This window comes from Curtobacterium sp. PhB130 (assembly GCF_003755165.1).
In the GTDB taxonomy this organism is placed as follows: Bacteria; Actinomycetota; Actinomycetes; order Actinomycetales; family Microbacteriaceae; genus Curtobacterium.
This window is the reverse complement of record NZ_RKII01000009.1, coordinates 328,007-348,159: the sequence shown is the minus strand read 5'-3', so window position 1 is coordinate 348,159 and position 20,153 is coordinate 328,007. Positions and strand designations below refer to the sequence as shown.

The window sequence follows — 20,153 nt, the reverse complement described above, 5'->3', positions numbered from 1 at the left end:
CGGTCAGGGCGTGACGCGCGACCACCGGGAGCGGGCGCTCCAGGTGCGCGGGTCGAACGTGAACACGCTGCCCATGCCGGGCTGGTCGAGCGCGCGCGAGATCGGCTCACCGAGCAGGTCTGCCAGGAGCAGCGCCCCGACGGCACCGTGCGACACGATCGTGACGTCGGACCCGTCCGCGGTGTGTGCCCGGACCGCGGCGACGATGCGCGCCTGGGCGTCGACCGCCCGTTCCCACCCGCGCACCGACTCGGTGGGGCGGGCGAAGAACGCATCGACGACGGGCTCGAACTCGGCGGGCGGCAGGTAGCCCGTCGCGCTCCGGTCGATCTCGCCGAGCAGCGGGTCCGTCGTCGGGGTGCCGGACACGGCTGCGCCGAGGAGCGCGGCGGTCTCGACGGCCTTGCGCTCCTCGCTCGAGGCGATGCGGGCGATGGCCGGGTCCCAGGCGGTCCGGTGCGCTGCCCCGGCACGGATGCGTCCGGTGGCGGACAGCCTCCACGACTCGATCGGTTCGGCGGGGTCCACGTCCACTTCGGCGTGGGTCAGGAAGTACGAGGGCACTCGTCGATCCTGGCAGGTGCGCGGGTCACGTTGCCCAGTTCGCGCTCGCGCGTGGTCGATCCGCGCGTAGGGGGTTGGATCGCGCGTAGGGGGTCGAAACGCGCGTAGGGGGTCGAAACGCGCGTAGGGAGTCGATTCGCGCGTAGGGGGTCGAATCGCGCGTAGGAGGTCGATTCTTTTGCCCCCGTAAGCGCGTTCCCACTTCCCAGCGCGAGCGTCATGGGAAGGAACGCGCGGCGTCGGGCGATCTGCGCGGGCCCGGCAGGGGCGGTTGCGCCGACCAGCTGACGGACGGGAGGCTCGGGTCGGGCCGGTCACGAGCCTCCCGTCCGGTGATTGCCGGGTGGTGTTTCCGGGGTGACGGGTCACGGACCTCCCGTCCGGCAGTTGCCGGGTGCAGCCCGTGGTGACGGGCCGCGACGTCGTTCGGGGGAACGACCCTGCCTCACTCCAGGTCGTCGGCGACCGTGGGGTCGACCACGCGGACGCCCTCGACCTCGCCGAGGCGCGCCAGCAGCACGTCGGGCTCCCGAGCGCCGGTGACCTCGAGGCGCACCGCCGTCGCGCCGTCGCGGTCGCTCTCCTGCTGCACGAGCCGGCCCACGTGCCACCCGCCGGCGGTGACGAGCGCGAGGACCCGGGGGAGCACCCCTCGACCGGCGTCGTACACGACGTCGAGCGTCAGGGACGTGTCGGAGGACCGCGGGAGCGCGCGGATCAGCGCGGTGTAGCCGAAGACGACGACGAAGTGCAGCGCGGTGACCACGAGGGCGAGGAGCCACAGCCCGGCGCCGGCGGCCATGCCGATCGCCGCGGTCTCCCACACCGAGGCTGCGGTCGTCAGTCCCCGGACGGCTCCGCGCCGGGTGAGGATCAGGCCGGCACCGAGGAACCCGACGCCGGAGACGATCTGCGCGGCGACGCGGGACGGGTCGAGCACGACGTGGCCCTCGACGAGGACGTCGCTGAAGCCGTACTTGCTGACGAGGAGCAACAGGGCGGACGCGGTGCCGACGATCGTCTGGGTGCGCATGCCCGCGCTCTTCGACCGGAGCTGCCGTTCGAGTCCGATGAGGGACGCGAGCACGAAGGCGAGGAGCACCTCGCCGATCTGGAGCAGCCCCTGTCCGGCGAACGGCACGGTCAGGTCCTGGATGCTCATCGGGTCGACGGTACGCCTGTGACGCCGTGTTGCGTCCGGTTCCGTCCCGTTGCGGCAGGGCTCCCGCGGGCGTGAGCGCGTCGGTAGCGTGCGCCGCATGTGTCCGAGCGAGATCCCCGCAGATGACCGGTACGACGACCTCATCGCACCGCTCCGGCCCGTGATCGAGCGGATCGGCGCGGACGCCCTCGAGCGCGAGCAGGCGGAGCGGCCGGCGACCGAGCAGCTCGGGTGGTTGGTGCACGCCGGGTTCTCCCGGTGGCTGACCCCGACGGCGTGGGGCGGTGCCGGTGCGCGGCTGTCGGACCTGTTCCGGGCGATCGCCGAGATCGCCGAGGTGGACCCGAACCTGGCGCACGTGTGGCGGAACCACTTCTCGTTCGTCGAGGACCGGGTGCACGCCGAGGGGACAGCGTTCGACCGGCACGTCGTGGAGCGGCTCGGGAACGGGGAGATCGTCGGGGGCGGCTGGAGCGAGACGCCGAACGCCGCGGGGGAGCGCATCACGACGACGGCGCGACGCGACCCCGACGGCGGCTGGCGGGTGAGCGGCGCGAAGTTCTACTCGACGGGCAGCATCTACGCCAGGTGGGTCACGGTGATGGCGCTCGACGAGACCGGCGACCAGGTCGTCGCTCTGGTCGATGCCGAGGACCCCGGTGTCACGATCGGGGATGACTGGGACGGCTTCGGGCAGCGCATCACCGGCAGTGGGAGCGTCCGGTACACCGACGTGCACGTCCCTGACGAGCGGGTGCTGCCGTTCGCCACCCGGTACCCGTACCAGGAGCAGTACTACCAGACCTTCATGCACGCGATCCTGGTCGGGATCGGTCGTGCGGCCCTCCGCGACGGCGTCGACGCACTCCGTGCCCGCGCGCGTGGACACCACAACGGCACCGAGGTCCGGCCGACCGACGACCCGGAGCTGCTCGCCGCGATCGGGACCGTCGCGGCGCGGGTGTACGCGGCGGACGCGGCGTTCGTCGCGAGCCTCGGCTCGATCGACGCGGTGGTGTCCCGGCACGCGGAACTCCGTGCGGCCGGGGCCGACCCGACGTCGGACGAGCTCCTCCGCGCCGGACTCGAGCGGAGCTGGATCACGGTCGCCCAGGCGCAGACCGTCGTCACGGACGCGGTGCTCGACGCGACGACGCTCGTCTTCGACGCCCTCGGTTCGTCGGGCACCTTCCGGTCGCTCGGACTCGACCGGCACTGGCGGAACGCCAGGACCCTGTCCTCGCACAACCCCCGGGTGCACAAGCGGCGCATCGTCGGGGACCACCTGGTGAACGGCGCGAGCCCGCTCGACCGCTCCGAGCCGCGCGCGCGCACGACGCCCCGCGAGACCGCCGACCCCGGCGCGCGCACGACGCCCCGCGAGACCGCCGACCCCGTCACACCGGGCAGCGCTGCGACGACGTCGTCGTAACGTCCCGTCATCGCGGGCAACCCGGTGACACCTCGGCGCACCGGAGCGCGCCGAGCCCGTACGGTCGTCGGCATCGGCCCGTCACCGACGCTGGGGAGGCGGAGATGACGGGCCGTTCCACACCCGGGAGGCCCACGTGCACGCACCCACCGCCATCGACCGCCACGTCGGCGTGCCGGACGCCGACCTCACCGCCGCGGTCACGCGGCCGGGCGGGGTCGCGCTGCTCGCCGACCGGATCCGCGCTTCCGGCGCCGACACGGTCGTGATCGGTGCCGACCGCTTCGACCCGCAGCGCGGCCGCGGGTACCGACTCGACCCGACCTCGGCAGCGCTGGCGCTCGGTCGGGCCCTGCCGGAGCACCGCTTCCTGATCGCCGTGGCGCCCACCCGCGAGCACCCGTACAACGTCGCACGCCGGATCCTCTCCCTCGACCACGTGCTCGGAGGCCGGGTCGGGATCCTCGTCGGCGCCCGGGACCACGGCGTGCCCCCGTCGGACGAGGAGCACGACCCCGCCGAGTTCGCCCGGGTGGTGTCCGGCCTCTGGACGACCTGGCCGCTCGAGAGCATCGTCGGGGACCGGGACACCGGGGTCTTCGCCGACACCGGGCTCGTCCGACAGCTCGACCACGACGGCGGACTCGGTGGCTACCGCGTCCGCGGCCCCCTCACGACGCCGTCGAGCGTGCAGGGGTCTCCGGTCCTCGCGGTGTGGGACGACGTCGACCTGCCGGAAGCGGACCTCGTCCTCTCCGCGACGACCGTGTCCGACCTCCGACCGGGGCCGGGGCCGGCATGAGCGGGCGGGACGCGAACGCCGGCCTCGTCCTCGGCGTCAACCTGCAGGGCTTCGGGCAGCGGCCAGCGGCCTGGCGGACCCAGGACGTCCAGCCGACCGACCTGCTCGGCGCCGCGTTCTGGGAGGACCTCGGTCGCACCGCCGAACGCGGGCTGCTCGACATGGTCTTCCTCGCCGACCACCCGTCGTACAGCGACCCGAACGTCCGCGCCTACGGGCTCCTCGAACCGTTCGTGGCCCTCGGCGTGATCGCCGGCGCCACGACGCACCTCGGCCTCGTCGGGACCGCCTCGACCACCTACAACGACCCCGTCGAACTCGCCGAACGGACCCTCTCGCTCGACACGATCTCCGGTGGCCGGTCCGCCTGGAACGCCGTGACGACCTACGACCGCTCGGTGTCCGCGAACTTCGGCGTGGACCAGAACCCGGACCGGCCCGAGCGCTATGCCAGGGCGGGGGAGTTCGTCGACCTGGTCCAGGCGCTCTGGCGTTCGGCGGCGACCGGCGAGGACGTGCGGTTCCGCGGCGAGTTCCTGTCGCACGACGGTGCAGCGCTCCGGATCCCGCCGTCGGCGCAGGGCCACCCCGTCGTGTTCCAGGCGGGCGGGTCCCCGCACGGTCGTGACCTCGCGGCCCGGGTCGCGGAGGGGGTCTTCACCGTCGAGCTGACCCCGGAGCCTGCGCGCGAGCACCACCGGGCGGTGAAACTCGCCGCGGAGACGTACGGGAGGCGGTCCTCCGACGTGACGATCGTCCCCGGACTGTCGCTCGTCCTCGGCAGCACCGAGGCCGAGGCCCGCGCCCGTTTCGACCACCTGGAGTCGCTCGCCCCCGACGGCTACGCGCTCCGCGCGCTCGGCACCCACCTCGACGCGGACCTCACCGACTTGCCGTTGGACGCCCCGATCCCGGCACGGATCCTCGATCGCGAGGTCGATCCGGTCACGTACGGGCCGTCCCTCGGCTACCACGAGACCGTCGTCGGGTGGGTCCGCGCGAAGAACACCTCGTTGCGGGACGTCCTCCGGGGGTTCGGTGGCTACGGGGCCCGGATCGTGGTCGGCACCCCCGAGCAGGCAGCCGACACGATCGAGGACTGGTACCGGAGCCGCGCGGCCGACGGCATCAACCTCATGATCGACGAGTTCCCGCGGGGGCTCGAGACCGTCGTGGACCACCTCGTCCCCATCCTGCAGGAGCGCGGAGTCTTCCACCGCGAGTACGAGCACGCGACGCTGCGCGCCCGCCTGGCAGCACGAGCGCGCCCGGCGTGACGCGCAGCGCGCCCGGCGTGACGCTGTGTGACGCGCGGCCGCCGGGCCGAGTCACATGACGAAACCCCCGGTCACGGGCCGCAACACCTGTCGTGCGACGGCCCCTCCGGCCGTACCGTCGGCGCATGACCGACTTCCTCGACCGTGAGCACGACAAGACCTTCACCGCCGTCTACAAGCGCGAGACCCCGGACATCCTCAGCGCCTTCGCCCGGTTCGACGACGCGGTGTTCCAGGCCGACGAGCGCGCGATCCCGCTGAAGTACCGGGAGCTCATCGCGGTCGCGGTCGGCATCACGACTCAGTGCGTCTACTGCATCGACGCGCACTCGCAGCGCGCGGTCACGGCCGGTGCGACGGAAGCCGAGCTCGCCGAGTCCGCGTGGGTCGCGACGGCGATCCGCGCCGGCGGCGGCTTCGCCCACGGCCGGCTCGGCTTCAAGTTCGGCGCCGACGCCGCACCGAGCGTCGACGCCGCACCGAGCGCCGCCGCTGCGGCCCCAGCAGCAGCAGCGCACACCCACTGACACCCAGGACCGAGGACCCCATGCCCGATCGCATCACCCTCGTCACCGCGCTGCAGGGCGCCGGCTGGCACCCCGCCGCCTGGCGCGCGGCCGACTCCGACGCCGAGCGGCTCACGACGCTCCGCCACTGGCGCGACGTCATCGTCGAGCAGGACCGCCTCGGCGTCGACGCCGTCACCATCGAGGACTCGTTCACCGCCGGCCCGACCACCAGCACCACCGGCGACCTGGACACCCGCACCGTCGTCGGCCGCCTCGACGCCCTCCTCATCGCCGCTGCAGTGGCCCCGGCCACCCGCCAGATCGGCCTGGTCCCGACCGTCAGCGTCACCCACACCGAGCCGTTCCATGTCGCCACCGCCCTGCAGACCCTCGACCACGTGTCCCTCGGCCGCGCCGGCTGGCGCCTGCAGGCCAGCCCGACCCAGCGCGAGGCGGACCTCTTCGGCCGCCGCACCCTCCCGACCGCATCCGGTGTCCCCGTCCCCGCACCCGAGCAGATCGCGGACCTGTTCGCCGAAGCCCGCGAGGTCGCCGAGGTCGTCGACCGCCTCTGGGACAGCTGGGACGACGACGCCGTCATCCGCGACATCACGACCGGCCGCTTCATCGACCGGGACCGGATCCACAACGCCGAGTTCACCGGCGAGCACGTCTCGGTCCACGGCGCGTCGATCGTCCCCCGGTCGCCGCAGGGCCGGCCGCCGGTGTTCTCGCTGGCGCACCGCACGGACGCGGCCGCGCTGGCCGTGGACGTCGCGGACGTCGTGCTGGTCACGCCCGGCATCGACGGCCGGGAGGCCCGTGCCTGGGTCGACGAGGTCCGTCAGCTGGAGCAGGCAGCCGGGTCCACGGCCCCGCGTCCGGTCCTCGCGGACCTCGCGGTGCTCATCGGGTCCACCTCGGCGGAGGCGACCGACGCCCTCGCCGCGCTCGACGCCGCCGCGGGAGCCCCGTACGCGGTGGGGTCCGGTTCGGACGCCGCGGTGCTCGCGACGACGGTCCCCGACCTGGTCGAGCGCATCGCCGATCTCCGTGCGGTCGGGTACGCCGGCGTCCGGCTCCGGCCGCTCCGCATCCCGGAGGACAGCACCGCCATCGCGCGTCGGCTCGTCCCCGCGCTCGTCACGGCCGGCCTCCGCGCCGACGTGGCATCCCGTCCCGCGGCCGACCTGCGCACCCGGCTCGGCATCGCGCCAGCCGTCAGCCGGTACGCGACCGCCGCCAGCACCGCCCTGACCGGAGGAGTCCCCGCATGAGCACCAAGCGCCAGGTCCACCTCGCCGCGCACTTCCCCGGCGTCAACAACACCACCGTGTGGAGCGACGACCGAGCGGAGAGCCAGATCGCGTTCTCGTCGTTCGAGCACTTCGCCCGGAACGCCGAGCGCGGGCTGTTCGACTACCTGTTCCTCGCCGAGGGGCTCCGGCTCCGCGAGCAGAAGGGCCGGATCCACGACCTCGACGTCGTCGGACGGCCGAACACGCTCGCGATCCTGGCGGCCCTGGCCGGCGTGACGGAGCACATCGGACTCGTCGGCACCCTGCAGACGACGTTCAACGAGCCGGTCGAGCTCGCGAAGCAGCTCGCCACGCTCGACCACCTGACGGGCGGCCGTGCCGGCTGGAACGTCGTGACGAGCTCGGACGCGTTCCACGGTGCGAACTTCCGCCGCGGCGGCTTCCTCGACCCGTCCGAGCGCTACACCCGGGCCGCCGAGTTCATCGACGTCGCCCGTGCGCTGTGGGACTCGTGGCAGGCCGACGCGATCGTCGCGGACCGACGCACGGGCGTGTTCGCCGACCGCTCCCGGATCCGGGACGTCGACCACCACGGCGCACAGTTCGACGTCACCGGGACCTTCGCGGTGCCGCGGAGCCCGCAGGGGCACCCGGTGATCGTGCAGGCCGGCGACTCCGACGAGGGCCGGGACCTGGCGGCGACCCGCGCCGAGGTGGTCTTCTCGCTGCACACCGAGTTCGCCGACGCCCAGCAGTTCTACGCCGACGTCACGGCACGGCTCGAGCGCGTCGGACGGTCGAAGGACGAGCTGCACATCCTCCCCGGTGCGACGTTCGTGATCGGGGACACCACGGCCGACGCCGAGGAGCGCGCCCGGGCCATCCGCCGCGCCCAGGTCAGCCCGGCGACCGCGATCGCGTTCCTCGAGCAGGTCTGGAACCGCGACCTGTCCGGGTACGACGTCGACGGTCCGCTGCCGGAGGTCGAACCGGACCTCGACGGCGCCGCGATCACCCGGGGGCGTGCACGGCACGTCCGGGACGTCCCGGCCCTCGTGCAGGGCTGGCGTGACCGGGCGGCCGCCGAGCGCCTGTCGATCCGGGACCTGGTGATCGAGGTCTCGACCCGCGGCGGCTTCGTCGGCACGGCGTCGCACATCGCCGCAGAGATCGACCGGTACGTGCAGGAGCGGGCGACCGACGGGTTCGTCGTCGTCCCGCACACGAACCCGTACGGCCTCGACGAGTTCGTCGACACCGTCGTCCCGATCCTCCAGGAGCGCGGCGTGTACCGGCGCTCCTACGACGAGGGCGCGACGCTCCGCCAGACGCTCGGGCTGCCGGGCGTCTCCACCAGCCAGGAGGTGTTCGCGTGAGCATCGACAGCCTCGCCGTCCTCGTGCCGGGGAACTTCGACGACGACGCACCGGCGGCCGGCCTCGAGTCCACGCTCGACCTCTTCGCCACCGCGGAACGGCTGGGCGTCGACGGCGCCTGGGTCCGGCACCGCCACCTCGAGCACGGCATCGGGTCCGCGGCGGTGTTCCTCGCCGCGGCATCGCAGCGCACGACGCGCATCGAACTCGGCGTCGCGGTGGTCCCGATCGGGTGGGAGAGCCCGTTCCGCCTCGCCGAGGACTTCTCGCTCGCCGACGTCCTGTCGCACGGCCGCGTCCAAGTCGGACTCTCGACCGGTACCCCGCACGCGGACCTCCTCGGTGACCGGGTGTTCGACGGCGACTGGCGCTCCTTCGACCTCGGGTACGGCCGGGTGTCCCGCTTCCTGGAGAACCTCCACGGGACGTTCCTCGGCGACGCGGACACGGTCATCGCCAGCCCGGGGAACGTGCAGCGCCCGCGGCTGCAGCCCTACGCGCCGGGGCTCGTCGACCGCGTCTGGTACGGCGCCGGGTCGCTCCGCTCGGCCGCGTTCGCCGGCAGCGCCGGGCTCAACCTGCTCCTCGGGAACCTCACCTCGGGCGAGGACACCGACGACTACGGGACCGCGCAGCGGAACCAGCTGGCAGCGTACCGCGCCGCGCTCCCCGAGGGCCACCGGCCCCGCTTGGCCTGGGGTCGCTGCCTGGTGCCGACCGACTCCGCCGACCGGGTCTCCCGCGACCGCTACACCGCGTGGCGGGACTCCCGGCTGGAGCGGCAGACCGCGCCGCAGGGCCCGCGCCGGACCCTGTTCTCGGCGGACCTCGTCGGGACGAGCGAGCAGATCGTCGAGCAGCTCGTGCACGACGCCACGTTCGCCGAGGTCGACGAGTTCCGTGTCGAGCTGCCGTACGAGTTCGCTGCCGACGAGTACGAGCAGATCGTCGAGGACGTCGTGACGAAGGTCGCCCCGGAGCTCGGCTGGACCCCGGCGATCCACCGCGCCGAGGCGGTTCCCGCATGACCCGGTACGTGCTCTCCCGGATCGGTCAGGCGGTCCTCGTGCTCTGGGCCGCCTGGACGATCTCGTTCTTCGTCCTCTACGTGCTGCCGAGCGACCCCGCCCGGATCCTCGTCGGCCCGGACGCGACCGACGTCACGGCCGCCCAGCTCGACGCCCTCCGGCACCAGTACGGCCTCGACCAGCCGGTGCTCGTCCAGTACGTCCAGCACCTCGGCGCGCTGTTCACCGGCGACCTCGGCCGCGCCATCGGCAGTGGTCGTCCGGTCGCCGACGTGATCGGCGAGGCGGTCCTGCCCACGGCGCAGATCGCGGTCGCCGGACTCGTCCTCGCGGTCCTCGTCGGCGGTGGCCTGGCGGTCCTCGCGACCTGGACGCGCAACCGGGCGCTCGGACAGTTCCTCCTGCAGCTGCCCCCGATCGGCGTCGCCGTGCCGGGCTTCTGGTTCGCCCTGCTCCTGGTGCAGTGGTTCTCGTTCGGCCTGCACCTGTTCCCGGCCTTCGGCGGTGCGGGCGCGGCGTCGATCGTGCTGCCCGCGATCACGCTGGCGCTGCCGACCGGTGCCACGATCGCGCAGCTGCTCTCGAAGTCGCTCGTGCAGACGCTCCGCGAGCCGTACGTCGACACCGCCTACGCCAAGGGCGCCGGCCGGTGGCGGGTGCAGCTCCGGCACGCGCTGAAGAACGCCGCCCTGCCGGCGCTCACCGTCACCGGGCTCATCGTCGGGCAGCTGTTCTCCGGAACCGTCGTCACCGAGACCGTGTTCTCCCGACCGGGCCTCGGCCGGGTGACCGCGACGGCCGTGCAGCAGCAGGACATCCCGGTCGTGCAGGGGATCGTGCTCCTGGCCGCGGCGGTCTTCGTCGTCGTGAACCTCATCGTCGACCTCGTGTACCCGCTCCTCGACCCGCGTGTGGTCGTCGCCGGCAGCCGCCGGAGGCTCCGCGAGCCGGACAGGTCGTCGAGCAACGGTCCGACCGGCGGACCGACCAGCGAACCGACCGGACCGACGCCCCAGGGGGTACCCGCATGACCGAGACGACCGGGCTCGCGCTCGGCGCCGGCCTGACGACACGGCGGAGCACCGGCCGCAGCGGCACCCTCGCCGGCGCCCTCGTCGCCCGCCCGACCCTGACGATCGCCGTGGTCTGGCTCGCGCTCGTGGTCCTCGCGGCACTGCTCCCCGGAGCCCTGACGCACCACGACCCACTCGCCGCCGACCCTGCCGCGAAGCTCACCGCACCCGACGCCGCGCACTGGTTCGGCACCGACCAGCTCGGCCGCGACCTCTACGCCCGCGTCGTGCACGGCACCGCGCTCACGCTGCAGGCCGCCGTCCTCGCGATCGCCATCGGCCTGGTCGGCGGCTCGCTCGTCGGGCTCGTCGCCGGGTTCGTCGGCGGGGTCGTCGACGCCGTGCTGATGCGCGTCGCCGACGTCCTCCTCGCGATCCCGAGCCTGCTGCTCAGCCTGACGATCGTCACCGTGCTCGGCTTCGGCACGGTCAACGTCGCGGTGGCGGTCGGCGTCGCGAGCATCGCCACGATCGCCAGGATCATGCGCTCCGAGGTGGTCCGCGTGCGCACGGCGCAGTACGTCGAGGCGGCGTCCGCGAACGGGAACCGCTGGTGGCGGGTCCTGCTCGTGCACGTGCTGCCGAACGCCGCAGGACCGGTGCTCGTGCTCGCCGCGCTCGAGTTCGGCACCGCGATCCTCGCCGTGTCGAGCCTGAGCTTCCTCGGTTACGGCGCCCAGCCGCCGCAGCCGGAGTGGGGCTCGCTCGTCGCCACCGGCCGCGACTTCATCGCCACCTCGTGGTGGCTCACCACGATCCCGGGTCTCGTCATCGCGGTGACGGTCCTCGCCGGCAACCGGCTCGCCCGGGCACTCGACACCGAACGGCGGGCGATCCGATGAGCCTCCTCACCATCCGCGACCTGACGGTCGACCACGGACACGGCGCGTCCCGCCGCACCACGCTGCACGGCATCTCGTTCGACATCGGGCGCGGCGAGCGCGTCGCGATCGTCGGCGAGTCCGGTTCGGGCAAGTCGACGACGGCCCACGCCGTCCTCCGGCTCCTGCCCGCAGCGGCGACCCTGACGGGAGGCTCGGCGAACCTCGCCGGGGCGGGCACCGGTACCGCGGACCTCGACCTGGTCACCGCCACGGACGCGGAGGTCCGCGCGGTCCGCGGCCTCCGGATCGGCTTCGTGCCGCAGGACCCAACGGTCTCGCTCAACCCGGTCACGAGGATCGGCACCCAGGTCGCCGAGGTCCTCCGGATCCACGGCATCGCCACCGGCGCCCAGGCCGCGGCGCGCGCCGTCGAGGAGCTCCGTCGCGCCGGCATCGACCGCCCGGAGCTCCGCGCCCGGCAGTACCCGCACGAGCTCTCCGGCGGGATGCGACAGCGCGTGCTCATCGCGATCGCGCTCATCGGCGACCCGGAGCTCCTCGTCGCCGACGAGCCGACGAGCGCGCTCGACGTCACCGTGCAGCGGACGATCCTCGACCACCTCGACCGTCTCGTCGCGGAGCGGGGCACGAGCGTGCTGTTCATCACGCACGACCTCGGGGTCGCCGCCGACCGGGCCGACCGGATCGTGGTGCTCTCCGAGGGGCGGATCGTCGAGCAGGGCACCCCGGACGAGGTGCTCGGCTCGCCGCGCGAGGCGTACACCCGTGCCCTCATCGCCGCCGCGCCCAGTCTCGACGACGTGACCGGTGTCGTCGGGGCCGAGCCGAGCCTCCCGTCGGTCTCCGGTGACCCGCTCGTCGTCGCGACCGGACTGCGGAAGTCCTTCGGCCACGTGACCGCCGTCGACGGGGTGGACGTGACCGTCCCGCGCGGCCGCACGCTCGCACTGGTGGGGGAGTCGGGGTCGGGGAAGTCGACCACGGCGCGGCTCGTGCTCGGCCTGGAGCGCGCCGACGCCGGCACGGTGCTGTTCGACGGCAGCCCCGTCGGCCACCGGGGTGCAGCACTCCGCGCGTTCCGGCGTCGGGCGCAGATCGTGCAGCAGAACCCGTACGCGGCGCTGCACCCGAAGCTCGCGATCGAGTCGGTGATCGCGGACCCGCTCGCCGCGTTCGGCATCGGTTCCCGCCGGTCCCGGGCCGCCCGCGCCAGGGAACTCGTCGACCTGGTCGCGCTGCCGGCGTCCGTGCTGCGACGTCGTGCGGACGAGCTCTCCGGTGGGCAGCGACAGCGCGTCGCGATCGCCCGGGCGCTGGCGCTCGACCCGGCCTTCGTCGTGCTCGACGAACCCGTGTCGGCGCTCGACGTGTCGGTGCAGGCGCAGATCCTCGACCTGCTCGCCGAGCTGCAGGAGCGGCTCGGCGTGTCCTACCTGTTCATCTCGCACGACCTGGCCGTCGTCCGCCGCATCGCACACGAGGTGTCCGTCCTCCGGGGCGGCCGCGTCGTCGAGCACGGCGACGTCGCCCAGGTCCTGCACGACCCGCAGCACGAGTACACCCGTGCGCTGCTCGACGCGATCCCGGGACGGTCCCGGCGCGTCGCACCCGACGCCGGCCCCTCGGGCCGGGTCGCACCCGATGCCGGCCCCTCGGGCCGGGTCGCACCCGATCTCGGCGTCGTCGACGTCGTCACCCCCGAAGGAGCATCATGACCACCGCACGAACCCCGTACCGACTGGTGGCCGCGATCGCGGCCGGCGCCGCGGCGGCCCTCGTCATGGCCGGCTGCTCCTCGGGCGGGACGGCCGCGTCGGCCGGGTCCGGCTCGTCGAAGCCGGTCGGCGGCGGCGACCTGACCTACGCGATCGCCAACGACCCGATCTCGCTCAACCCGTCCGGGATCGGTGCGGGCAACGACACGCTCGCCATCACCCGGCAGCTCGTCGACTCGCTGCTCTGGCAGGACCCGTCCGACGGGTCGCTGAAGCCCTGGCTCGCGACGGGGTACACCGCGAACAGCGACGCCACGGCGTTCACGTTCGACCTGCGGTCCGGCGTGACGTTCTCGGACGGCACCGCGTTCGACGCGACCGCGGTCAAGGACACCTTCGACGACATCGCGGCCGCCGGCGCCGCGAGCACCGCCGCCTCCTCCTTCTCCGGGTACCGCGGGACGAAGGTCGTGGACGACGACACCGTCGAGGTGGACTTCTCGAGCCCGAACGCGGCGTTCCCGAACGCGGCGTCCTCGGTCGCACTCGGCATCGTCTCGCCCGGCACGACGAAGGCCCCCTTCGTCGACCGGGCGACCGGCGCCGACGTCGTGGGCACCGGGCCGTTCACCCTGTCGTCGTACACGAAGAACACGTCGACCGTGATCACGAAGCGGAAGGACTACGACTGGGGGCCCGCCGCACGGTCGAACGCCGGCGCCGCCCACCTGTCGAAGGTCACGTTCCAGGTCGTCCCGGAGGCGAGCGTCCGCTCCGGCAGCCTGCAGTCCGGACAGCTCGATGCGATCAGCAGTGTGCAGCCGAGCGACACCGACTCCCTGCGGTCGCAGTTCGCCCTCGTCACCCGCGCGAACCCCGGCCAGGTGTTCGGCCTGACCTTCAACCAGGAGCGGCCGCTCGTCGCCGACCTGGCGGTGCGGAAGGCGATCGCGCAGGCCGTCTCCCCGAAGGCGGTACGGGACACGTCGCTGAACTCGCTGTTCAAGGTCGGCAAGTCCGTCCTCGGGTCGACGACGCCCGGGTTCACCGACACCTCCTCCACGCTCGCGTACGACCCCTCGGCGGCGTCCGCCGCGCTGACGAAGGCCGGCTGGGTGAAGGGTGCCGACGGGATCCGTGCTCGTGCGGGGGAGAAGCTCCAGCTCAAGCTGGTCTGGATCACGAACTTCGGCCCGAACCAGACCTCGCTCGAGCTCATCCAGCAGGAGCTCAAGAAGGTCGGCGTCGGCCTCACCCTCGAGAGCGGTACCGTCCCGCAGTACCTCGCCAACCTCGCCAGTGGGAACTGGGACGTCTCGTGGGACAACAACTCCCGCGCCGACGGTGACGTGCTCCGCTCCAAGTTCACCAGCACCGGCGCGCAGAGCATCGGTGCGGACGACCCGACCCTCGACGCGCTGTTCACGAAGGAGCTGTCGCAGTCGTCCGTGACCGAGCGCGAGGCGACCTTCCACCAGATCCAGGAGCGCATCGCGGCGCAGGCCGACTTCGTCCCGGTGCACGAGCTCACGAGCATCATCGCCACCGCGAAGGACGTGCACGGCATCGCGTACGGCGCCGACACACGCCTCGACCAGCTCACCGGCGCCTGGAAGGACGCCTCGTGACGACGCCGCTCGCCGTCCTCGACCTCGTCCCCGTCAGCGCCGGGTCGACCTCCACCGAGGCGCTCCGGAACGCGGTCGACCTCGCGCAGCACGCCGAGCGGGCCGGGTACTCCCGGTACTGGCTCGCCGAGCACCACCTCAACCCCGGGGTGGCCGGCAGCGCGCCGAACATCGTGATCGGGGCGATCGCGGCGGCAACGTCGTCGATCCGCGTCGGCAGCGCGGCGACGCTCGTCGGGAACCAGCGGGCGCTGCAGATCGCCGAGACCTTCGGCACGCTGACCGGGCTGTACGGCCCGCGGTTCGACCTCGGACTGGGGCGCTCCGGTGCCCCGGCGCCCGGGGCGGCTCGTGCGCCGTCGCTCACCCCGCGTGCCGACGAGGTCGTCGACGGCCTGCTCATCCCCGCGCCGTTCGACTTCACCATCGCGCCGAACAGTCGCTTCGCGCTGCAGGGTGCGCTCCTCGGACGCGTCCCCGGCGACGTCGAACGGTTCGCCGGCGAGGTCGCCCTGATCCGCGACTTCCTCGCCGGCACCTTCACCCGCGACGGCGAGGTCGTCGAGGCCACCCCGGCCGACGGCGCCGACGTCGAACTGTGGATCCACGGCTCCACCGGGGGCGAGAGCGCGCGGATCGCCGGCGCGCTCGGGCTGCCCTACGGTGCGAACTACCACACGTCGCCGGGCACCGTGCTGGCGTCCGTGGCGGCGTACCGCTCGGCCTTCCGCCCGGGGGTCCTCGCGGCACCGCACGTCATCGTGTCCGCGGACGTCGTCGTCGCGGACACCGCAGCGGAGGCCGCACGGATCGGCGCCGGGTACGACACCTGGGTGCACTCGATCCGGTCCGGCGTCGGCGCGGTCCCGTACCCGTCGCCCGAGGACGCGGCAGCGCACCCGCTCGAGGTGTCCGCCGCTGCGTCGGTGGCCGATCGTGTCGCCACGCGGTTCGTGGGCGCTCCGGAGCAGGTCGTCGCCGGGCTGGAGACCCTCCGCCGGGCGACGGGCGCCGACGAACTCCTGGTGACGACGATCACCCACGCCCACGAGGCCCGCGTCCGCTCCTACGAGCTGCTCGCGGCCGCGTGGGCCGCGCGCGCCGCGGCCGCGCCGGCGGCGGCAGCGGCGGCCGCGGCGCACGCGCGCGCCTGACCCGCCCGCGCGCGCGGCGCCGCCCTGACCCCGAACGACGAGGTCGCTGTCGTACGACAGCGACCTCGTCGTTCTCCCGCGCCCGCAACACCCCGCGCGTGCAAGGAACGACAGCGGCGCTGTCGTACGACAGCGCCGCTGTCGTTCCGGCTCGGGGGGGGGGGGGGCTCCGGCTCGGGCAGCGTTCCGGCGCGGGTTGACGGCGGCGGCCCGTCACCCACCGGACGGGAGGCTCGTGGCGGCCCGGCACCGAGCCTCCCGTCCGGTGCCGGGCCGGCCACACTGCCCGCGACCCGTTGCAAGCGCATGTTCCGACACCGCACGTGTCGATCGACCGGCGTCGTGTCGGAACTTGCGGACACATCGAGTGCGTGCGCATATTCCGACAGCGCACGTGTCGATCGACCGGCGCCGTGTCGGAACTTGCGGACACATCGAGGGACACCGCCGATGTCGTACGACATCGAGCCTGTCGTAGCCACGCGTCCGCACCAGGTGCAGGCGCGCGACGACGACGGCGTCGCTGTCGTACGACGGCGACCTCGTCGTTCGGGCGCGCGGCCCGGCGGCTATCGTGACCGCATGACAGCGCACCGCGTGACCGCGCCGGAGCCCCCGGCGGACGGATCGAAGGCGAAGGGGCCGGCGTCGTACTTCCCGAGCATCGAGACGACCTACGGACGTCCCGTGCAGGAGTGGCTCGACCTCGTCGCGGACCGGCTCGACACCGAGCGGCACATGGAGGTCGTCACGTGGCTGAAGACGGAGCACGGGATGGGGCACGGGCACGCCAACGCCCTCGTCGGCTACGTCAAGAACGCGCTCGCGTCCTAGAGCGCCCTCAGGAGCGGACGAGTCGCGCGATCGCCTCCGACGCTTCCTTGACCTTCGCCGAGGGGTCCCCGCCGTCGGCCATCGCATCGGCGACGCAGTGGCTGAGGTGGTCCTCGACGAGTCCGAGTGCGACGGACTGCAGGGCCTTCGTCATCGCGGACACCTGCGTGAGGATGTCGATGCAGTACTGCTCGTCCTCGACCATGCGCTGGAGCCCGCGTGCCTGACCCTCGATGCGCTTGAGCCGCTTGAGGTAGGCGTCCTTGGACGAGATGTAGCCGTGCTCGTGGTGCTGCTCGTGTTCGCTCATGAGGCCTCCCTGGACCGGTACCCCTCCAGGGTATGCCATCGGACACAACTGGTTGACGTGGTTGACGCGCCGGTCGTAGTCTTGGTTGACACGGTTGCAGGAAGGCGGACGCGGTGACACCGACAGAACGTGCAATGGCGGGGCGGACGACGACGGCACGAGCAGCGACGGCCCGGGCGGCGGCGGACACCGCGGAGACCGCACTCCTCTCCGCCATCCGCGACCGACTCCGCGCCGGGCGCTACGACGACGCGATCGCCGCGACGTCCGACGTCGGGGCGCTGGCGGACCGGATGGTCGCCGCGCTGCCGTCGGTCAAGCACGAGGCCGACGAGCTCATCGGCCCGTTCTACGACTCCTCGTCGCTTGCCGCCTGGCGCGGGGTGTCGCGGCAGGCCATCAGCAAGGCGAGCGCCAAGGGCGACCTGCTCGGGCTGAAGATCGGTGACGGCACCCGGATCTTCCCCTCGTTCCAGTTCGGGCCGGCCGGCGCACCGCTGCCCCGGCTGCGCGAGGTCCTCGCGCTCCTCGACCCCGACCGGATCGACCCGTGGGGCAGTGCGCTCTGGCTGAACACCGTCGCCGACGAGTTCGGCGGCACCACCGCGGCCGCGGCACTCCGCGACGGTCGTCACGACGCCGTGCTCGCAGCAGCCCGACGTGCGGCGAACGCCTGGCTGGCGGACGCGTGACGGAACGCCGGACCGACGTCGCCCAGCGCGCCCCGGGTCCCGACGCCGACCTGCCCGGGTTCCCGACGGTCGAGTCACGGGGCACGACGTTCTACCGCGCGAAGCGGCACGACCGTGGTGCCTGGTGGTTCGCGAGCACCCCGGCGGACGCGGACGGCGTCGACGGCGGGCGGTTCGACCTCGCCGATCCCCGCGGCACCTGCTACTGGGCGGACTCGGTGGAGGTCGCGGTGCGCGAACGCCTGGCGCACCACACCCTGCACACGAACACCGTGTTCGTCGGCCGTGCGCGGGAGATCGTCGTCGTCGCCGCGCGGGCGTCCCGGGGGCGCCGGTTCGCGGACGTCACCGCACCGGACGCTGTCCGGCACGGCGTCGGGGCCGAGCTGCAGACGATGGGGGACTACCGCGTGCCGCAGGCGTGGGCGCGGGGCTTCGACGCCGCGGGGTTCGCGGGCGTCCGGTACAGCACCCGGTTCACGAGCGATGCCGCACCGAACGCGTGGGCGGTGTTCGGGGACGCCGGGGTCCCGCGGCGGCCCCGCCCCGAGCGGGTGCACCGCGACGGGGTGACCGCGTGCCGGGAGTCGGGCATCCGCGTGCTCGAGGACGGGTCCGCGGCGGGGCCCGAGCGCTTCACGATCGTCCCGCCGCCGGGCGACTGACGGGCTCCCGGGGGCGCCGTGTGTCGGTGGCCCGTCGTACGGTCGTGGCGTGGTGGAACCCGTCGACGCGTGGTGGCGCCGCCGGCAGTGGTCGCGCGGCGTGCCGATGCCGTACGCCGTGGGGGAGTTCCGCGACGCCTGGCAGTCCTACCCGGTGCTCATTCGGCAGTACCACCCGGAGTGGAACGCCGGCATCGTCCTGACCCAGATCCCGCCCGCCGCCGACGTGCTGCTCACCTGGGAGTGCGACGTCGGCCACGTCTTCGTCGCGACCCCCGCCGAACAGCGCGGCCGCCCCGGGCGTGAGCGTCGCCGGTCGGTGTGGTGCCCCGAGTGCCAGGTGATGGCGAAGCCGCAGCGGTGGCCCGTCCTGCCGGAGGACTGGCCGGCCGTCGTCCCCGTGCCGCAACGCGCGGTGCGGACGACGGGCCGCCAGACGCTCCCGGCAGCGGGTCGGGGGTCGTCCCTCCCCACGGGTGCCGTCGCGTCCTCGCGTGCCCGGGGAGCGGGCTGGCGTCCCTCGGGGCAGCGTGCGCCGCGTCCTCCGCGGACGATCTGCCCGAAGACCCCGCGGCTCCCCTCGGGGGACGCGTTCATCAGCGTGTGTGCCCCGGCGACGGCCTCCGCGGTGGAGGCCGAGCTGCGCCAGGCGCTCTCCGACCGCTTCGACTTCACGTTCGACCGCACGGCGATCCGCCTCGACCGGCCCTTCCACGACCACGTCGAGGCCTGGCCGGACATCATCCTGCCGGAGCTCCGCGTCGCGATCGAGTACGACTCCACCGGGCGGCACGGGCTCGAGCACGTGGGCCCGCGCGAGGAGTCCGACCGCCGGAAGGACCGGGCGCTCCGTGGTGTCGGCTGGGAAGTGGTGCGTATCCGGACCGGACGGCTGCCCGCACTCGGGCCGTACGACCTCCAGGTGTCCGGCGTCTCCGGGCGCACGATCGAGCGGCTCGTGGACACGCTGCGCGACGTGCGCGGCGCCCTCTTCGTCGACGCGTACGCGCGCTGACGCGCCGGGCGTCACCCGCGCAGCGCCAGCGCCTCGCTCAGCCACCGCGCGTGCAGCGCCCACGGGTCCGGCACCCCGGCGCCGACGACCGCGACGTGCTCGAGCAGCGCGGGCGTCACCCGGAACCACTCGGTGCCCGGGTACCGCGACGCGGTGAACTGCGCGTGCCGATGCCGTTCGAGCATCCGGTCGCCGCGCTCGAACGCCAGCAGGTCCTGGTGCGCGATCCGGGCCAGCCGCTGCCGCGGGTTCGCGGTCGTGCCGATCTTGATGCGGTCCCCGACGCCGTCCTGCTGCCGGAGGTAGTACACGACGTCGACCCGCGGGGGAGCGAGGTCCTGGTCGGGGACGTCCCCGTACGGCCACTCGCAGACCGCGCAGAGCATCCCCGAGGCGAACCGCACCCCCACGCGGGACCCGCAGACCAGGCACGGTCCGGGCAGGGCGTCCTCGGTGCCGTGGTGCGCCGCGCCGAAGTCGCTGACGACCAGCACGTGCGACGAGCACAGCGGGACCGGCGCGCCGGGCGCGCTCGCGCCGGCGCAGCCCGGGACGCAGCACGACTCGACCATGCGCCGAACGCTACCGGCGACCGCCGACGCTCAGGCGTCGACCGTGTGGTGCCTGCGCGCTGCGGGTCCGAGTGCGCCGAGGAACAGCGATGCCCGCGGAGCTGATCCGCGGGCATCGCTGTTCGGACGGTCTGCTGTCTAGCGCTTCGGTCCGTTCAGGTGGAGGGTGAGGGGGTTCTGGCCGGAGTCGGTGGTGAAGGTGACGGTGTAGTCGGCGGTGGGGCCGAGGTCGCGGTCGAAG

20 protein-coding genes are annotated in these 20,153 nt (G+C 73.5%); 16 read left to right on the top strand and 4 right to left on the bottom strand.

Annotation, left to right across the window (positions count from 1 at the left end; translation table 11 throughout):
• Positions 1 to 3: 3 nt before the first annotated feature.
• Positions 4 to 564 carry a histidine phosphatase family protein gene (locus tag EDF24_RS15105; protein ID WP_123703902.1) on the bottom strand — a complete coding sequence of 187 codons (561 nt, stop codon included), beginning with the start codon at positions 562 to 564 and terminating at the stop codon, positions 4 to 6.
• Positions 565 to 1,009: 445 nt separating this feature from the next.
• Positions 1,010 to 1,726 (bottom strand): MgtC/SapB family protein, encoded by a 717-nt coding sequence (locus EDF24_RS15100; protein WP_123703900.1) that lies wholly within the window; start codon positions 1,724 to 1,726, stop codon positions 1,010 to 1,012.
• A gap of 97 nt (positions 1,727 to 1,823) precedes the next feature.
• Between EDF24_RS15100 and EDF24_RS15095 the strand changes: the two genes are divergently transcribed.
• The 13 genes from EDF24_RS15095 to EDF24_RS15035 all read left to right on the top strand — a co-directional run bounded on the left by EDF24_RS15095 (position 1,824) and on the right by EDF24_RS15035 (position 16,658).
• Positions 1,824 to 3,158, top strand: a complete 1,335-nt coding sequence (locus tag EDF24_RS15095; protein ID WP_123703898.1) for an acyl-CoA dehydrogenase family protein — start codon at positions 1,824 to 1,826, stop codon at positions 3,156 to 3,158.
• A gap of 136 nt (positions 3,159 to 3,294) precedes the next feature.
• The gene (locus tag EDF24_RS15090; RefSeq protein ID WP_123703896.1) at positions 3,295 to 3,960 is read left to right on the top strand and encodes an LLM class flavin-dependent oxidoreductase; all 666 of its coding nucleotides are present in this window, start codon (positions 3,295 to 3,297) and stop codon (positions 3,958 to 3,960) included.
• A complete protein-coding gene (locus EDF24_RS15085; protein WP_123703894.1) occupies positions 3,957 to 5,237 on the top strand; it encodes an NtaA/DmoA family FMN-dependent monooxygenase in 1,281 nt (426 codons plus the stop codon). Before EDF24_RS15090 ends, EDF24_RS15085 begins: the two co-directional genes overlap by 4 nt.
• 125 nt (positions 5,238 to 5,362) lie before the next feature.
• Complete coding sequence (locus EDF24_RS15080; RefSeq protein ID WP_123703892.1) at positions 5,363 to 5,764, top strand: carboxymuconolactone decarboxylase family protein; 402 nt, start codon at positions 5,363 to 5,365, stop codon at positions 5,762 to 5,764.
• Between the two features lie 20 nt (positions 5,765 to 5,784).
• Positions 5,785 to 7,023, top strand: a complete 1,239-nt coding sequence (locus EDF24_RS15075) for an LLM class flavin-dependent oxidoreductase (RefSeq protein WP_123703890.1) — start codon at positions 5,785 to 5,787, stop codon at positions 7,021 to 7,023.
• Entirely contained in the window at positions 7,020 to 8,381 is a 1,362-nt protein-coding gene (locus tag EDF24_RS15070; protein WP_123703888.1) for an NtaA/DmoA family FMN-dependent monooxygenase, read from the top strand. The genes EDF24_RS15075 and EDF24_RS15070 overlap by 4 nt, the downstream gene beginning before the upstream one ends.
• The gene (locus EDF24_RS15065; protein ID WP_123703886.1) at positions 8,378 to 9,409 is read left to right on the top strand and encodes an LLM class flavin-dependent oxidoreductase; all 1,032 of its coding nucleotides are present in this window, start codon (positions 8,378 to 8,380) and stop codon (positions 9,407 to 9,409) included. Before EDF24_RS15070 ends, EDF24_RS15065 begins: the two co-directional genes overlap by 4 nt.
• Positions 9,406 to 10,440 (top strand): ABC transporter permease, encoded by a 1,035-nt coding sequence (locus tag EDF24_RS15060; protein ID WP_123703884.1) that lies wholly within the window; start codon positions 9,406 to 9,408, stop codon positions 10,438 to 10,440. Before EDF24_RS15065 ends, EDF24_RS15060 begins: the two co-directional genes overlap by 4 nt.
• Positions 10,437 to 11,324, top strand: a complete 888-nt coding sequence (locus EDF24_RS15055; RefSeq protein WP_123703882.1) for an ABC transporter permease — start codon at positions 10,437 to 10,439, stop codon at positions 11,322 to 11,324. Before EDF24_RS15060 ends, EDF24_RS15055 begins: the two co-directional genes overlap by 4 nt.
• The gene (locus tag EDF24_RS15050; protein WP_123703880.1) at positions 11,321 to 13,042 is read left to right on the top strand and encodes an ABC transporter ATP-binding protein; all 1,722 of its coding nucleotides are present in this window, start codon (positions 11,321 to 11,323) and stop codon (positions 13,040 to 13,042) included. Before EDF24_RS15055 ends, EDF24_RS15050 begins: the two co-directional genes overlap by 4 nt.
• Entirely contained in the window at positions 13,039 to 14,670 is a 1,632-nt protein-coding gene (locus EDF24_RS15045; protein ID WP_123703878.1) for an ABC transporter substrate-binding protein, read from the top strand. The genes EDF24_RS15050 and EDF24_RS15045 overlap by 4 nt, the downstream gene beginning before the upstream one ends.
• Positions 14,667 to 15,824, top strand: coding sequence for an LLM class flavin-dependent oxidoreductase (locus EDF24_RS15040; protein ID WP_260233465.1), 1,158 nt, complete (start codon positions 14,667 to 14,669; stop codon positions 15,822 to 15,824). The genes EDF24_RS15045 and EDF24_RS15040 overlap by 4 nt, the downstream gene beginning before the upstream one ends.
• Before the next feature lie 582 nt (positions 15,825 to 16,406).
• A complete protein-coding gene (locus tag EDF24_RS15035) occupies positions 16,407 to 16,658 on the top strand; it encodes a DUF4287 domain-containing protein (RefSeq protein WP_123703874.1) in 252 nt (83 codons plus the stop codon).
• 7 nt (positions 16,659 to 16,665) lie between these two features.
• Here the strand turns inward: EDF24_RS15035 and EDF24_RS15030 are convergent, their stop codons facing one another.
• Complete coding sequence (locus tag EDF24_RS15030) at positions 16,666 to 16,968, bottom strand: metal-sensitive transcriptional regulator (RefSeq protein WP_123653225.1); 303 nt, start codon at positions 16,966 to 16,968, stop codon at positions 16,666 to 16,668.
• Positions 16,969 to 17,081: 113 nt separating this feature from the next.
• Here EDF24_RS15030 and EDF24_RS19275 point away from each other — a divergent pair, with 113 nt between their 5' ends.
• Genes EDF24_RS19275 through EDF24_RS15020 form a run of 3 tightly spaced genes read left to right on the top strand, consistent with a single transcriptional unit; the run spans position 17,082 to position 19,340 of the window.
• Positions 17,082 to 17,660, top strand: a complete 579-nt coding sequence (locus tag EDF24_RS19275) for a hypothetical protein (RefSeq protein ID WP_185021681.1) — start codon at positions 17,082 to 17,084, stop codon at positions 17,658 to 17,660.
• Positions 17,657 to 18,325, top strand: a complete 669-nt coding sequence (locus tag EDF24_RS15025) for an RES family NAD+ phosphorylase (RefSeq protein ID WP_185021680.1) — start codon at positions 17,657 to 17,659, stop codon at positions 18,323 to 18,325. Before EDF24_RS19275 ends, EDF24_RS15025 begins: the two co-directional genes overlap by 4 nt.
• Before the next feature lie 49 nt (positions 18,326 to 18,374).
• On the top strand, positions 18,375 to 19,340 hold the full coding sequence (locus EDF24_RS15020; RefSeq protein WP_123653227.1) for a hypothetical protein: 966 nt from the start codon (positions 18,375 to 18,377) through the stop codon (positions 19,338 to 19,340).
• An 11-nt stretch (positions 19,341 to 19,351) separates the two neighbouring features.
• Here the strand turns inward: EDF24_RS15020 and EDF24_RS15015 are convergent, their stop codons facing one another.
• Complete coding sequence (locus EDF24_RS15015; protein ID WP_123653228.1) at positions 19,352 to 19,912, bottom strand: GIY-YIG nuclease family protein; 561 nt, start codon at positions 19,910 to 19,912, stop codon at positions 19,352 to 19,354.
• Between the last annotated feature and the right edge of the window lie 241 nt (positions 19,913 to 20,153).